The following is a 13,571-nucleotide window of genomic DNA, read 5'->3' on the forward strand; positions in this document are numbered from 1 at the left end:
GGCAACTCCAGGTGTCCACACGGTGTCTGCCACCTTGAAGTCAGGCGACCATTGGGATCAGCCCGGCAGAACCGCCTCGATCGCGGCGATCACTTCGGGGGCGTCGGGCTCGGTCTGCGGCCGGAACCGGTTGACCACCGTCCCGCCCGGCGCGATCACGAACTTCTCGAAGTTCCACGCGATGTCGCCGGCCTTGCCGTCACCGTCGGCGACGCCTGCGAGCTCGGCGTACAGCGGGTGCCGGTCGTCGCCGTTGACGTCGGTCTTGGCCAACAGCGGGAACGTCACGCCGTAGGTGGTGGAGCAGAACGTCTGGATCTCCTCCGCGGTCCCCGGCTCCTGACCCATGAACTGGTTGCAGGGCACCCCGATCACGGTCAGGCCGCGGTCACCGTAATCGCGGGCCAGCTGCTCCAGCGCCCCGTACTGAGGGGTGAGGCCGCATTTTGACGCGACGTTGACCAGCAGGATCGCCCGGTCGGCGTAGTCGGCCAGCGAGGTCGCTTGACCGTCGAGGGTGGTGAGCGGGATGTCGGTCAGACTCATGCCGGTGAGGTTACCTCGTGCTGTTCGGCGCCGGCGGTGGCCAGCAGCCAGGCGTACTGGAACGCCGCTTCCTTCCAGCGCTCGTAGCGGCCACTGATGCCGCCATGTCCTGCGGCCATCTGTGTTTTCAGCAGCACGGGATGCTCGTCGGTCTTGGTGTGCCGAAGCGCGGCAACCCACTTCGCCGGTTCGACGTAGAGAACGCGGGTGTCGTTGAGCGATGTCATCGCCAGGATCGCCGGGTATTCCTTGGCTTCGACGTTCTCGTACGGCGAGTAGGACTTCATGTAGAAGTAGACGTCCTTGTTCTCCAACGGGTTTCCCCACTCGTCCCATTCGGTCACCGTCAGCGGCAGCGAAGGGTCGAGGATCGAGGTGAGCGGGTCCACGAACGGCACCTGGGCGAGGATGCCGGCGAACAGGTGCGGCGCCAGGTTCGCCACCGCACCCATCAGCAGACCGCCCGCACTTCCGCCGAGTGCCACCAGATTCTGCGGCCGGGTCAGCCCGGTGTCGACCAGATGCTGTGCGACCGCGATGAAGTCGGTGAAGGTGTTGCGCTTCTGGAGCAGCTTGCCGTTCTCGTACCAGAGCCGTCCCATCTCACCACCACCCCGAATGTGGGCGACCGCGAAGACCATCCCGCGGTCGAGCAGCGAAAGGCGCGCCACCGAGAATCGCGGATCCTCCGAGGACTCGTACGCACCGTACCCGTACAACACTGTGGGAGCAGGGAATTCGATGCCCGCTTTGTGGACGATCGAGATCGGCACCCGGGTGCCGTCCTCGGCGGTCGCCCAGTCGCGGCGCTCGACGTAGTCCTCGCTGCGGTAACCGCCCAGCACCGGTTGCTCGCGCAGCAGGGTGCGCTCGCCGGTGGCGAGATCGAGATCGTAGATGCGCAGCGGAGTCACGAACGAGGTGGTGCCGACCCGCAATTTGGCTGTCGACCAGTTGGGGTTGCCTGCCAGACCCGCTGAGGCCAGTTCGGAGTCGAACGCGATCTCCTCCGGCGCGCCGTAGCCGTCGGCGCCGATGGGCCACAACTGAATCCGCGGCAACGCCTCCCGCCGGTAGCTGACCACCAGGTGATCGGCGAAAGCGTCGACCCCGTCCAGGCGGACGTCGTCGCGTGCGGCGATCAGGGTGCGCTGGTCGGTCGGGTCACTGACCGGCGCCTCCACCAGGGTGAAGTTGACCGCACCGTCGTTGTGCAGGATCAGGAAGCGGTCCTCGCCCCCGATCACCGCGTGCTCCACCGAGTACTCGATACCGTCGCGGCGCGGCAGCACCGAGGTGAACTCCGCGTTCGGGTCGGCGGCGTCACCCACCCACACCTGCGAGGTGATCGCCGATCCGGCCGCGATGATCACGTACTTGTTGCTGCGGGTGCGGCCCATGCCGACCCAGAACCGTTCGTCCGGTTCGTGGAACACCTGCTCGTCGGGCTGGCCTGAGCCGAGCCGGTGCCGCCAGACGGTGTCGGGCCGCCACGCCTCGTCGACGGTGGTGTAGTAGACGCATCCGTTGTCGGCCGCCCACGTCACCCCGGACGAGATCCCGGCGATCTGGTCGGCGTACAGCTCACCGGTGCGTAAGTCCTTGAACCGCAGCGTGTATCGCTCGTCGCCGACGGTATCGACCGAATAGGCCAAGAGGTGGCCGTCGAGGCTCACACTGCTGGCGCCGAGCGAGAAGAACTCGTGCCCCTCGGCCAACGCATTCTCGTCGAGCAGTACCTGCTCACCCGGGACGTCGGTGTCCTCGTCGAACACCGGCGGATCCCAGTCGTCGGGACCGGCGACCGGGCAGCGGCAGTGTGCGCCGTACTGCTTGCCTTCGAAGCTGCGGCCGTAGTACCACCAGTCACCGCGTCGCGTCGGAATCGACATGTCGGTTTCCTTGGTCCGCGCCTTGATCTCGTCGAAGATCTTCTGCCGCAGCGGTTCCAGATGTGCGGTGGCCTCGTCGGCGTAGGCGTTCTCCGCTTCGAGGTGGGCGATGACCTCCGGATCGGTCTTCTCACGCAACCATTCGTAGGGGTCCATGAAGACGTCGTCGTGGAAGACGCGCCGGGTGTCGACCCGCTTCGCGACGGGTGGGTTCATGCGCCTGCTCCGATCCAGTCGTCGAACGACAGTCCCGAAATGCGTTCGTATGCCTCAATGTATCGCGCGCGGGTGGCCTCGACGATCTCGTCCGGAAGAGGCGGCGGGGGCGCCGAACCGTAGCGGTCCCAACCCGATTCCGGCCCGGTGAGCCAGTTGCGGACGAACTGCTTGTCGAAGCTGGGCTGCACCACACCGGCCTGGTAGCTGTCGGCCGGCCAGTAGCGCGACGAGTCCGGGGTGAAGACCTCGTCGGCCAGCACCACCCGGTCGTCGGCGTCCACACCGAATTCGAACTTGGTGTCGGCGATGATGATGCCCTTGGTCAACGCGTGGTCGGCGGCCTGGAGGTAGATCTGCAGCGTGCGCTCGCGAAGCTGGTTGGCGCGCACCGGGCCGACCAGTTCGATGGCCCGGTCGAACGAGATGTTCTCGTCATGCTCGCCGAGTTCGGCCTTGGTCGCCGGGGTGAACAGCGGCTCGTCGAACCGGCTCGCCTCGACCAGGCCCGGCGGCAATGCGATGCCGCACACCGTGCCGTCGCGCTGGTAGTCCAGCAGGCCTGAGCCGGTCAGGTAGCCGCGGGCAACGCATTCGATCGGCACCATCTCCAGCTGCCGCACCACGAGCGCGCGACCCAGCACGTCGGCGGGGATCCGCGGGTCGTCGGGCGGGCCGGCCAGATGGTTGGGCGCGTCGATGAAATCGAAGAAGAACACGCTCATCGCGGTGAGGATGCGGCCCTTGTCGGGAATCAGGCTGTCCAGGATGTGGTCGTAGGCCGAGATCCGGTCGCTGGCGACGAACAACAGGTGTTCATCGTCGATCCGGTAGATCTCGCGGACCTTGCCGCTGGCCAGGTGCTGATAGTCGCTCAGAGCGGGGCGGGACATCGCGTCAGCCTAACGGCCGCTGACTTGGCGCGACTGTGCTGGGATCGAGCCATGAGATCGCGGTTCCTGCCCTACGCCACCACCCCGGGCCGGCTGCTGGCGCAGTTGGTCAGCGACGTGGCAGTCGCCTCGTGGATCACCGTGTGGGTCATGGTCGGGCTGGCGGTGCACACCGCGGTCACCACGATCGCCGACGTCGGCCGCCAGGTCAAAGACGGCGCCACCGGGATCTCGGACAATCTGCATTCCGCCGGCGACAGCGCGCACAAGATCCCGTTGGTCGGCGACACCGTCGCCAAGCCGCTGCGGGCCGCCAGCGAGGCCGCCCTTGATGTCGCGGGCGCGGGCCACAACCTGGACACCACGGCCAGCTGGCTGGCGGTGGTGCTGGCGCTCGCGGTGGCCGCACCGCCGATCCTGGCCGTCGGCATGCCGTGGCTGTTCCTGCGGATCCGGTTCTTCCGCCGCAAGTGGACGGTCATCGCGCTGACCCGGACCCCCGCCGGTGAACAGCTGCTGGCGCTGCGCGCCCTGGCCAACCGGCCGCTGCGCAAGCTCGCCGAGGTGACCGTCGACCCGGTCGGCGCCTGGCGGCGCGAGGACCCGTATGCGATCCGCGGCCTGGCCACCCTCGAACTGCGCTCGGCAGGTGTGGCCGCCCCGCGCTATTGGCGGAATCCGGCGCGCTAACCGGGGCTGTACCCCGGAAACCGCGCCCGATTCGGGTGGGAACCAGCGCGAGGCTGCCTGCGTCCGATCTGGTGTGCTCGAAGATCACCTTCGCCGCCAGGACGGGGTCGTCACGCTGGCGCAGGCGCGTCGGTCGGGGCTCAGCGAGGACGCGGTACGACACCGGGTCAGCGCCGGGCTGTGGCGGCGTTGCGGTCCCGGGGTGTACTTCGCCGACGATCGTCCGTTCACGCCTGCAGCCAGGATCCGGGCCGCGGTATGGAGTCGCGGGCATCGCGCCGCGGCGAGCGGACTCGCCGCCGCGTGGTGGTTGGGGCTCACCGTGACAGTCCCCGACGTGGTCGAGATCACCGTGCCGCGCAACAGCCACGGTCGCGCCGCCCCGGGGACCCGGGTGCGGCGGCGGGATCTCGCCGAGGTCGATGTCGTCGAGCACCGGTCGCTGCGGGTCACGGCGCCCGCGCTGACCGTGATCGAAGCAGCCGTATCGCCTGGCGGTGGCGCGGCCATCATGGACACCGCTCTGCAACGGCGCGTCGAACTGCCCGCCCTCGAACGCGCACACGACCGTAACCGCGGCCGCCGCGGGTCCACCGCAAGCCGGCAGCTGCTGGACGCCGCCGCCGGCGGCGCGCGCTCCGAGGCCGAGCGGCTGATCATTCGCCTACTCACGCAGGCGGGTATCACCGGCTGGCGCGCCAACTTCCCGGTCGGCAATTACGTTGTGGACGTTGCCTTTCCGGCTCAGCGGGTGGCCATCGAGATCGACGGCTGGGCGTTCCACAGCGACCAGGCCGCTTTCCAGAACGACCGCACGCGGCAGAACCGGCTCGCTCTGCAGGGCTGGCAGGTCCTTCGCTTCACCTGGCTGGACCTGACGCAACATCCCAGCCGGGTGCTCGCTCAGGTACGCGCCGCCATCTCGGCGCGATAACCGGGGCTGTACCCCGGAAACCGCGCCGCATCTTTCACTAGTAATCAATCAAACGATTGATTACTATCGCCAGCAGACCACGAGAGGGGTTCATCGATGACGTCTACCGCCCTGCCCGGCGAATGGGTCGACCACGCACCGGGACTCGACGATCTGGCGGGCAGATTCCAATCCCGGATCTCCGCGGACCGCTACCGCTCGCGGGAGTACGCCGACCGCGAGCGTGCGGCGATCTGGATGAAGACCTGGCAGATCGCCGGCCGGGTGGACGACCTTCCCAAAGTCGGCGACTGGATGGAATACAAGATCTACGACCAGTCCTTCCTCATCGTGCGGGGCAAGGACGAGCAACTGCGCGGTTTCGTCAACGCCTGCCGGCATCGCGGAAATGCCATCTGCCAGGGCCGCACCGGCAATGCCAAGCGCGGGTTCCTGTGTCAGTACCACCTGTGGTCTTACGACCTCGACGGCCGACTCAAGGGACTGCTGCGGGAACAGAACGCGGGCGGCATCGACAAGAACGACAACTCGCTGATCACAGTTCCGGTGGACACCTTCGGCGGCTTCATCTTCATCAACCCCGACCCCGCCGCCCAACCGCTTGCGGACTGGATCGGTGCGGAGGCGATGGCGACGCTACAGCCGTATCACCTCGAACTGATGTCGACGGTGATGAACGTCCGAGAAGCTCTGGACTGCAACTGGAAAGTCGTGATGGACGCCTTCAACGAGGGCTATCACGTCAATGGAGTCCACCCGCAGCTGCTGGCAGTGCTCAACATTGCGCCCGAGACCACGCGCTACAAGTTCTTCGAGAACCACACCATCGCGATAGCCCCCTTCGACGTCGTCGGGGCGACCCCCGAAAAGCAGGTCGAGGGCACGCTGTCGCTGCCCGAGACCTTCCCGGGCACGGTCGCGGTGATCCCACGATTCCAAGAACTCGTCAAGGAGTACACCGCCGATGACGGCTCCATCGGCTTCCCCGACGGGGTTACGGCGCGCACGCTGCTGCAGAAGGCGACCCGTGCGCACCTCACCGAGATTGGCTTGGATGTCAGCGGCCTGACCGACGCCCAGATGAGCGACAACCACGGCTGGTTCCTGTTCCCCAACTTCATGATGACCATCAGGGCCGGCGAGTGCCACGTGATCTTGGCGAGGCCGCACCCCGACGGCGACCCCAACCGGTGCGTCTGGCATGTCGCGAGCTACATGTATCTGCCCAAGGAGATAGCCGACCAGTTCTCGGTGGACCTGACCGAGGTCGACGAACCAGGCAGCTACAAGTATTTCGAAGCGCTGCAACAGGATTACGAGCAGATGCAGCGTCAGCAGGCCGGGTTGCGCAACGAGAGCCTCGATCACCTGATGCTGGTGAGCGAGGAGATCGTCGTCGCAAAGTTTCACGACACCATGGATCGATGGATGGCAGGAAAGGCCGCACAGTGAACCTCGAAGACCGCATATCGCTGCACAATCGGATGGCCAGGGCCTACGGTGACGCCTACCTGCGCCAGGGTGTGCAGGACGGCGAGAAGTTCGTCGACGTCTGGAAGTTTCACCCGGACTGCATGTATGCCTCGCCATACTTCACCGGCGATGAGGCGTTCAAGCTCAGCGAGTTTCCCGAAGAGTCCGCCCGCGCGTCGACCATGGAGGCCAAGGTCTACTCGTTGCGCTTCCCGGATTGGAAGCCCGTCGACTTCAAGCACTGGCCTGCCGACAACGGCTTTGTGATGAAGACCCGTTGGCAGGGCACCAACAAGGACACCGGTGCCGTAATGGGCTTCTACTCATACAGTTTCATCGACACCGACGACAACGGTGAGGTCGTGCGCTGGGAGACCCACGTCAACAGCGAGTACAGCGACTTCCTCGACGTCGCGATCGGGGTGCACGGCCCGTTCCACGGAACGCACGAATACACCGACGCATTGGACCGACGGCTGGCCGAGGAGAGGCTGACCGTCTGATGACCCTGTCGCAGACCGTGCTGGACTACAGCGCTCTGATGAAGCGGCTGGTCGACGAGGCCAAACAGCCCGGCTTCTCCACCGAGAGCTGGGCGCCGCTGGCCGAGCTCATCGACACACCGAACTTCGTGCGGGTGGGCAACTTCAAAGAGGTGATGAACTGGGACGACTACGTCGCGTTCCTGACCAACTGGGCGACGTCGTCGGAGTGGGAGTCGGAGTTCAAGCGGGTCACCGAAGCCGGCAACGTGGTGTTCCTCGAGCTCGAAGAGCGCAGCAGAATCGGCGATTTCAGCAACTCGGTCAACTCGGTGTCGGTCTACGAATTCGACCCGAGCGGAAAGATCACCCGCATCGGCGTATACCTCCAAATGGCACTCCCCGATCCCGACATGCTGGCGAGCTACTGCGGCGTCGAGATCTAGCGGAGCGGCGGACCGGTCGCGCAGTACAGTCCACAACCGTGGCCCACTACGACTACGTCGTCATCGGTGCAGGGTCGGCGGGCTGTGCGGTGGCCGCCCGCCTGGCCGAAGGACATGCACGGGTCCTGCTGCTGGAAGCAGGCGGTTCGGACCGGCGCCTGACGGTGCGGGCGCCGCTGGCCTTCGCCGCGCAGATGGGCGGCCCGACCGACTGGGACTACCGCACGGCTCCGGAACCGGCGTGTGACGGCCGGGTCATCCCGCAACCCCGGGGGCGGGTTCTCGGCGGGACCAGCTCGATGAACGCGATGGTCTGGATCCGGGGCACCCAACTCGACTACGACGGCTGGGACCTGCCCGGTTGGGGGTGGGCTGATGTCGAGCCGGTGTTCCGCCGGATCGAGTCGCACTATCTGGGCGGCCCGTCGCACGGCACCGCCGGCCCGGTCCGAATCACCCGGCTGGCGGAGCCCGACGTGACCTCCATTCGATGGGTGGACGCCGCTCGCGCCGCCGGTGTCAGCGACAACGAGGACATCGGCGGACCTGATCTCGATGGGTCTTCCGTTGCGCCGGTGACGGTCTGGAAGGGGCAGCGCTGGAACGCCGCTCGGGCGTATCTGCCTGCGGCCCGGCGCCGTGCGAATTTCACCGTCGTGACCGGGGCGCTGGTGCACCGGGTGGTGATTCGCGACGAACGCGCGGTGGCCGTGGAGTACGAACGCAAGGGGCGGCGGCATATCGTCTCCGCCGACCACGAGATCGTCCTGTCGGCGGGGGCGTACGGAACGCCACAGCTGCTGCAGCTCTCCGGCATCGGCGCGGCCGATCACCTCAGCGCGGCGGGCATCACGCCGGTGGTCGAAAGCCCCAGGGTGGGAACCAACCTCACGGATCATCCGGCGGCAGCGATGAGCTGGGACGTACACCCCGGCTTCATCGGCCTGTCGGATGCGCAGAAACCACAGTGGTTGCTGCGATGGTTGTTTCGGCGTACCGGAAAACTCACGAGCAATGCGATGGAGGCGATCGCGCAGGTCCGGTCCCACCCCGACCTGCCTGCCCCGGATTTCCAGCTGATCCACTCCCCCAGCTACGTCAACCTGATCGCGATGGAGCAAGAGCTTCGCCGCGCCTCGTCGGTGCTGCAGTCCTACTGGACCCCGAAAAGCCGCGGCACCGTGCTGGCACAGTCCGCGGATCCACATGTGCCGCCGGAGATTCGGCTCAACACCCTGGCACACCCGGACGACGTGCAGGCGTTCATCCGCATCGTGCGACGCACCCGAGAGATCGTCGGCACCGAGCCGTTCGCCTCGGTGATCACCACCGAACTGCACCCCGGCTCGGACACCGTCACCGACGGCCAGATCGAGGCGTGGCTGCGTAGTTCGGTCGCCACCACCGGGCACCCCGCCTGCTCGGCCGCGATGGGCAGCGAGACCGACAGCGTACTGGACGAGAACCTGAAAGTGCGTGGCGTCACCGGCCTGCGGGTGGCCGACGCGTCGGTGTTCCCCCGTATCCCCCGCGCCAACACCAACGCCCCGGCAATCCTGGTCGGTGAGCGGTGCGCCGATTTCATCAAGGCCGACCGGTGACCATCTTTGACGCGCATTTCCACATCATCGATCCCCGGTTTCCTCTGGTGCCCAACAACGGTTACCTGCCGGCAGCGTTCACCGTCGCCGACTACCGCGAGCGTGTCGACCCACTCGAGGTGACCGGCGGTGCCGTGGTCAGCGGATCCTTTCAGGAATTCGACCAGGACTACCTGAAAGATGCTCTGGCACAACTCGGTCCGGGATTCGTCGGCGTCACCCAGATCGCCGGCGACAGCACCGACGGCGAGATCCTCGCACTCGACCGCGCCGGCGTCCGCGCTGTCCGGTTCAACCTGTACCGCGGCGGATCGGCGACACTCGACGACGTCGACACCCTGGCCCGCCGCGTGCACGAGGTTGCCGGCTGGCACTGCGAGTTCTATCTCGACGCCGCTGATTTCACCGAGCTGGCACCTATCCTGGCCGCCCTGCCCCAGATCAGCATCGACCACCTGGCCATGTCCGACGACACCGGCGGAGCGCTGCTGCGGCTGGTGGAGTCCGGCGCGGTGGTGAAGGCCACCGGCTTCGGCCGGATCAGCGTCACCGACCCCGACGCCCTGATGCGCGACATCGTGACCGCGAACCCCGCCGCGCTGATCTTCGGCAGTGACCTGCCCTCCACCCGAGCGGCAATTCCATTCCAGGACAGCGATATCGAGCGGATAGCCAATGCCGTCGGCGCCGACCACGTCGATGCGGTGCTGGCGACGAACGCGCGGAACTTCTACCGGCTCTGACCGAAGAGCTGGCCCCGCAGCAGCTGTTTAAGCGCAGCCACCGTCGCGTGGTATTCCTCGGGCGGCGGTGTGCTGGCGGCGTATTCGTTCAGACCCCGGAAGATCATGTACACCGCGTTGGCCGCACTTTCCACGTCGACCCCGCGACCCAACACCTTTTCGCGGGCACCCTGGGAGAGGATGTCCCGGATCAGGTTGCGCAGCGCGACGAATCGGGTGTCGCTGTTCTCGGCGAGGTGCAGGTGCTGCGGGCTCTCGGCGCGGATGGCCCGGTCGAACGCGACGGCGAGCGGGTAGTCCTGCATCACCCGCACGCTCTCGTCCAGCACAGCCATCAGTTTGTCCAGTGTGGCCGCGTTGTCTTCGGCGGCCTGTTCCAGGCGGGGCACCGCGATGGTCGCGACCTCGTCGAAGGTGGCCTTGACGAGTTCAGCCTTGTTCGGAAAGTAGTGATAGAGACTGCCGCTGGTCATGTGCGCCTCGCGGGCGATCTCGCGGATCGTCGTCCGCGAGTAGCCGACGGCCGCGACGCAGCGCATGGTCGCCTCGAGGATGCGCCGCCTCGTCTCCTCGCTGTTGGCGCCCACCGGCCGGCCGAGGAGCGAGGAATTGGCCGACGCTGCACCTTTGGGTTTCGCCATCGCTTTCAGAAGCTTCTCACAGACGTGAGCCGATCGGTTAGAGTCCGCGTCGTGGCAGACCTCATCGACACCGTCGCAGTAGTCACCGGCGCAGCCCGCGGCCAGGGCCGCAGTCATGCCGTCGCTCTGGCAGCCGAGGGCGCCGACATCATCGCGATCGACCGCTGTGCCGACATCGACTCGATCCCCTACCCGCTGGCCACCAAGGACGATCTCGACGAGACCGTCCGCCTCGTCGAGGCCCAGGGCAGGCGCATCGTTCCGGTCGTCGCCGACGTGCGCGATCTCGACGCCGTGACGGCCGGGGTACGCAGCGGTGTGGACGCGCTCGGGGAGATCGACGTCGTCGTGGCCAACGCCGGCGTTGTCGCGATCGGCCTCAAGGATCCGCTGGACACCGAGGTGTACCGCGACATCGTCGAGACCAACCTCAACGGGGTGTGGCACACCATCGCCGCCACCGTGCCTTCGATCATCCGCAAGGGCCGCGGCGGCTCGATCATCTTGACGAGCTCGGCGCAGGGTCTGGTCGGCAAGGGTGGCGACGGTAGCGCGGCGATGTTCGCGTATGCCGCGGCCAAGCACGGCGTCGTCGGGCTGATGCGCTCGGCGGCCAATGCCTATGCCCAGCACAACATCCGGGTCAACACGGTGCACCCCAGCGGTGTCGGCACCCCGATGATCCTCAACGACCACACGCTGCGGACGTTCCAGGAGAACCCCAACGGTGCCGCGTTGTCGGCCAATCTGCTGCCGGTCCCGTTCGTCGAGGCCGAGGATGTCACCAACGTGGTGGTCTTCCTGGCCGGCCCCAAGGCCCGTTACATCACCGGCGTCGCGCTACCGGTCGATGCCGGTCACGCGGTGATGTGACCGCAGGTAGAGCAGCCCACCCGCGGCCAGAATGACCCATGCGCTCAACGCCAACCAGAAGAACACCAGCGAGACGGTGGTCAATCCGCGCCACCCCGTTTCGGCTGCCGTCGCGAACGTGGCCGCCGAGTACATGCCGAGCGGGAACACCATCGCCCACCACACTCCCCTGAACTTCCACCCGCCCGGGTGGTAGTCGATGCGCCGGATCGCGAAGTAGGCCAGCACCGGAATCCACAGTGTCGCAACCACCCAGGTGAACACGGTGATCGCGACGACGGCGTCCGACGGCCAGATGCGGTGGATCCGCTCACCGGCGAGGGTCGCGATCGCCAAGCCGCCCATCAGGATCCATCCGTCCGGGTCGAACCCGTCCGGGTTCAGCCGCTCGTGGAAGGCCCGCCAGAGGATCAGCGCCGTCATCGCGACGTATGCCACCAGCGCCAGCACCCAGAACAACAGTGCGCCGAACAGCCAGTGCAGATCCGCGGACAGGATGGCCAGCCCTGAGGTGGCCACACTGGCCAGCTCCCACGCGCCATGCGAACGGTCGCGCAACCCGACCCAGCGGATCCGCCACATCCGCCGGACCACCAGTGGCGTCAGCGTGAGCCAGAACTGCAGTGCCAGACCGGCGAGGATCCACAGCACAGTGCGGTAGTCCGCCAGGCGTGTACCGAGCACCGCGCACGCCGCGACGTAGGTGAACAGCCGCAGCAGCACGTCGGGGTCGCCGAAGTCCGGTGTTGACCGCCGCCAGCTGAGCGCGCACGCCACGACGAGCACCGGCAACGCAACCGTGGCGATCACGGCCAGCGCCACGCTGATCCAGCGATATCCGTGGTCGGCGGCAGCTATCGAAACGATGCCGGTGGCCATCACCGCCGCGAACACGTCGGGCGGTGGCCGCATGTCAGCCAAGCTCGACGAAGAGGTGCCGAATGCCGGTGTGCCGGTTGCTGCGGGCCCATTCGACCGGCTTGACCACCGCGATCTCCGGGAAGCGGGTCAGCAGTTCCTCGTAGAGCACCCGCAACTCCAGCCGGGCCAGGTTGGCGCCAAGGCAGTAGTGCACACCCTGCCCGAACCCCAAGTGCGGGTTGCGCTTACGGCCCACGTCGAAAGAGTCTGGGTCGTCGAACACCGAGCCGTCGCGGTTGGCCGAACCCTCCCACACCAGCACCTTGTCGCCCGCCCGGATCGAGCACCCACCGAGCTCGGTGTCCCGTGTTGCGGTGCGCCGCTTGGACGGTGACGGCGAGGTCCAGCGGACGATCTCCTCCACCGCGGTCGGCAACAGCGCGGGATCCGCCCGCAGTCGCATGCGCTGATCGGGGTGCTGCGCCAACGCCAGCAGGCCGCCTGCGACCGCATTACGGGTGGTTTCGGCTCCCGCGCTGAACAGCAGATTGAAGAACAGGTACAGCTCGATGTCGCTGAGCGACGGCGCATCCGGATCGTCGACGGTGGCATTGGCCACCACCGACAGCATGTCGTCACCGGGCTCGGCACGCTTCTTCGCGATCAGCTCGGAGCCGTAGGCGTAGATCCGTGATCCCGCCTCTTCGATCGACATGGTGCCGATCTCACCTTTGCGGGAATCCCCGAAGTCGAAGCTCGGTTCGATCGCACGGAACAACCAATGTCGTTCGCTCTCCGGCACTCCCAGCAGAATGCAGATCATCTGCATGGGTAGTTCCGCGGCGACCTCGACCAGGAAATCGAAGGGGACCCCAGGCTCGACCGCGTCCAACAACACGCGGGTACGCTGCCGCAGATCGTCTTCGACCCGGCCGATCATCCGCGGGGTCAGGCCCGAGCTGACCAGTCGTCGGATGCGGGTGTGGCGCGGGTCGTCCATCATATTGAGCACTTGACCGGCGATCGACAAATCCTGCAGGAGCGTGCCGCCGAACGGGCGGTCACCGCCGGTCACCGACGAGTAGGTGTCCTGATCCCGCAGCACGGCAAGGGTTTCCGGATGGGTGGCCACCGACCAGAATCCTTCGCCGTCCGGCGTGTTGTCGGTCGGTGCGTGCCAGTACACCGGCGCGTCACGACGGTGGATTGCGAACAAGTGATGCGGGAAACCCTCGGCGAAGTTGTCGAGGTCGGTGAAGTCGATGTCGCGCAGCAACATT

At 66.7% G+C, this 13,571-nt stretch carries 14 protein-coding genes; 8 read left to right on the forward strand and 6 right to left on the reverse strand.

The window, feature by feature from the left end; all coding sequences use genetic code 11:
- Nucleotides 1-57: 57 nt before the first annotated feature.
- The 3 genes from BST42_RS11165 to BST42_RS11175 are packed head-to-tail and all read right to left on the reverse strand — an operon-like array spanning nucleotide 58 to nucleotide 3,547.
- On the reverse strand, nucleotides 58-546 hold the full coding sequence (locus tag BST42_RS11165) for a glutathione peroxidase (RefSeq protein ID WP_083118635.1): 489 nt from the start codon (nucleotides 544-546) through the stop codon (nucleotides 58-60).
- Nucleotides 543-2,654, reverse strand: coding sequence for a S9 family peptidase (locus BST42_RS11170; RefSeq protein WP_083118636.1), 2,112 nt, complete (start codon nucleotides 2,652-2,654; stop codon nucleotides 543-545). Before BST42_RS11170 ends, BST42_RS11165 begins: the two co-directional genes overlap by 4 nt.
- Complete coding sequence (locus BST42_RS11175) at nucleotides 2,651-3,547, reverse strand: phosphoribosylaminoimidazolesuccinocarboxamide synthase (RefSeq protein ID WP_083118637.1); 897 nt, start codon at nucleotides 3,545-3,547, stop codon at nucleotides 2,651-2,653. The genes BST42_RS11170 and BST42_RS11175 overlap by 4 nt, the downstream gene beginning before the upstream one ends.
- A gap of 51 nt (nucleotides 3,548-3,598) precedes the next feature.
- Here BST42_RS11175 and BST42_RS11180 point away from each other — a divergent pair, with 51 nt between their 5' ends.
- The 7 genes from BST42_RS11180 to BST42_RS11210 all read left to right on the forward strand — a co-directional run bounded on the left by BST42_RS11180 (nucleotide 3,599) and on the right by BST42_RS11210 (nucleotide 9,916).
- Entirely contained in the window at nucleotides 3,599-4,237 is a 639-nt protein-coding gene (locus tag BST42_RS11180) for a hypothetical protein (RefSeq protein ID WP_083118638.1), read from the forward strand.
- Between the two features lie 73 nt (nucleotides 4,238-4,310).
- Complete coding sequence (locus BST42_RS11185) at nucleotides 4,311-5,171, forward strand: PDDEXK-like endonuclease domain-containing protein (RefSeq protein WP_083118639.1); 861 nt, start codon at nucleotides 4,311-4,313, stop codon at nucleotides 5,169-5,171.
- 96 nt (nucleotides 5,172-5,267) lie between these two features.
- Entirely contained in the window at nucleotides 5,268-6,623 is a 1,356-nt protein-coding gene (locus BST42_RS11190) for an aromatic ring-hydroxylating oxygenase subunit alpha (protein WP_083118640.1), read from the forward strand.
- Nucleotides 6,620-7,147: a hypothetical protein gene (locus BST42_RS11195; protein WP_083118641.1), complete on the forward strand. Its 528-nt coding sequence runs from the start codon at nucleotides 6,620-6,622 to the stop codon at nucleotides 7,145-7,147. The genes BST42_RS11190 and BST42_RS11195 overlap by 4 nt, the downstream gene beginning before the upstream one ends.
- On the forward strand, nucleotides 7,147-7,572 hold the full coding sequence (locus BST42_RS11200; protein ID WP_083118642.1) for a hypothetical protein: 426 nt from the start codon (nucleotides 7,147-7,149) through the stop codon (nucleotides 7,570-7,572). The genes BST42_RS11195 and BST42_RS11200 overlap by 1 nt, the downstream gene beginning before the upstream one ends.
- 38 nt (nucleotides 7,573-7,610) lie before the next feature.
- Nucleotides 7,611-9,173, forward strand: a complete 1,563-nt coding sequence (locus BST42_RS11205) for a GMC family oxidoreductase (RefSeq protein ID WP_083118643.1) — start codon at nucleotides 7,611-7,613, stop codon at nucleotides 9,171-9,173.
- Nucleotides 9,170-9,916: an amidohydrolase family protein gene (locus BST42_RS11210; RefSeq protein WP_083118644.1), complete on the forward strand. Its 747-nt coding sequence runs from the start codon at nucleotides 9,170-9,172 to the stop codon at nucleotides 9,914-9,916. Before BST42_RS11205 ends, BST42_RS11210 begins: the two co-directional genes overlap by 4 nt.
- Here BST42_RS11210 and BST42_RS11215 read toward each other — a convergent pair.
- Nucleotides 9,904-10,557: a TetR/AcrR family transcriptional regulator gene (locus tag BST42_RS11215; protein ID WP_083118645.1), complete on the reverse strand. Its 654-nt coding sequence runs from the start codon at nucleotides 10,555-10,557 to the stop codon at nucleotides 9,904-9,906. The genes BST42_RS11210 and BST42_RS11215 overlap by 13 nt on opposite strands.
- A gap of 51 nt (nucleotides 10,558-10,608) precedes the next feature.
- On the opposite strand from BST42_RS11215, the gene BST42_RS11220 reads away from it, so the two are divergent.
- Nucleotides 10,609-11,430, forward strand: coding sequence for a mycofactocin-coupled SDR family oxidoreductase (locus tag BST42_RS11220; protein WP_083118646.1), 822 nt, complete (start codon nucleotides 10,609-10,611; stop codon nucleotides 11,428-11,430).
- On the opposite strand, the gene BST42_RS11225 is transcribed toward BST42_RS11220, so the two are convergent.
- Both BST42_RS11225 and BST42_RS11230 read right to left on the reverse strand, forming a co-directional pair.
- Nucleotides 11,398-12,342 (reverse strand): tellurite resistance/C4-dicarboxylate transporter family protein, encoded by a 945-nt coding sequence (locus BST42_RS11225; RefSeq protein ID WP_083118647.1) that lies wholly within the window; start codon nucleotides 12,340-12,342, stop codon nucleotides 11,398-11,400. The genes BST42_RS11220 and BST42_RS11225 overlap by 33 nt on opposite strands.
- A gap of 1 nt (nucleotide 12,343) precedes the next feature.
- Nucleotides 12,344-13,570, reverse strand: a complete 1,227-nt coding sequence (locus BST42_RS11230) for a cytochrome P450 (RefSeq protein ID WP_083118648.1) — start codon at nucleotides 13,568-13,570, stop codon at nucleotides 12,344-12,346.
- Between the last annotated feature and the right edge of the window lies 1 nt (nucleotide 13,571).

The sequence above is a fragment of the Mycolicibacterium rhodesiae genome, from assembly GCF_002086695.1.
Classification (GTDB): domain Bacteria; phylum Actinomycetota; class Actinomycetes; order Mycobacteriales; family Mycobacteriaceae; genus Mycobacterium; species Mycobacterium rhodesiae.

What these genes read in the sequence shown, in the direction of transcription:
- BST42_RS11200 (WP_083118642.1), top strand. Translation starts at nt 7,147, where the DNA reads ATGACCCTGTCGCAGACCGTGCTGGACTACAGCGCTCTGATGAAGCGG.
- BST42_RS11170 (WP_083118636.1), bottom strand. Translation starts at nt 2,654, where the DNA reads ATGAACCCACCCGTCGCGAAGCGGGTCGACACCCGGCGCGTCTTCCAC.
- BST42_RS11225 (WP_083118647.1), bottom strand. Translation starts at nt 12,342, where the DNA reads ATGCGGCCACCGCCCGACGTGTTCGCGGCGGTGATGGCCACCGGCATC.
- BST42_RS11215 (WP_083118645.1), bottom strand. Translation starts at nt 10,557, where the DNA reads ATGGCGAAACCCAAAGGTGCAGCGTCGGCCAATTCCTCGCTCCTCGGC.
- BST42_RS11165 (WP_083118635.1), bottom strand. Translation starts at nt 546, where the DNA reads ATGAGTCTGACCGACATCCCGCTCACCACCCTCGACGGTCAAGCGACC.
- BST42_RS11175 (WP_083118637.1), bottom strand. Translation starts at nt 3,547, where the DNA reads ATGTCCCGCCCCGCTCTGAGCGACTATCAGCACCTGGCCAGCGGCAAG.
- BST42_RS11190 (WP_083118640.1), top strand. Translation starts at nt 5,268, where the DNA reads ATGACGTCTACCGCCCTGCCCGGCGAATGGGTCGACCACGCACCGGGA.
- BST42_RS11180 (WP_083118638.1), top strand. Translation starts at nt 3,599, where the DNA reads ATGAGATCGCGGTTCCTGCCCTACGCCACCACCCCGGGCCGGCTGCTG.
- BST42_RS11230 (WP_083118648.1), bottom strand. Translation starts at nt 13,570, where the DNA reads ATGTTGCTGCGCGACATCGACTTCACCGACCTCGACAACTTCGCCGAG.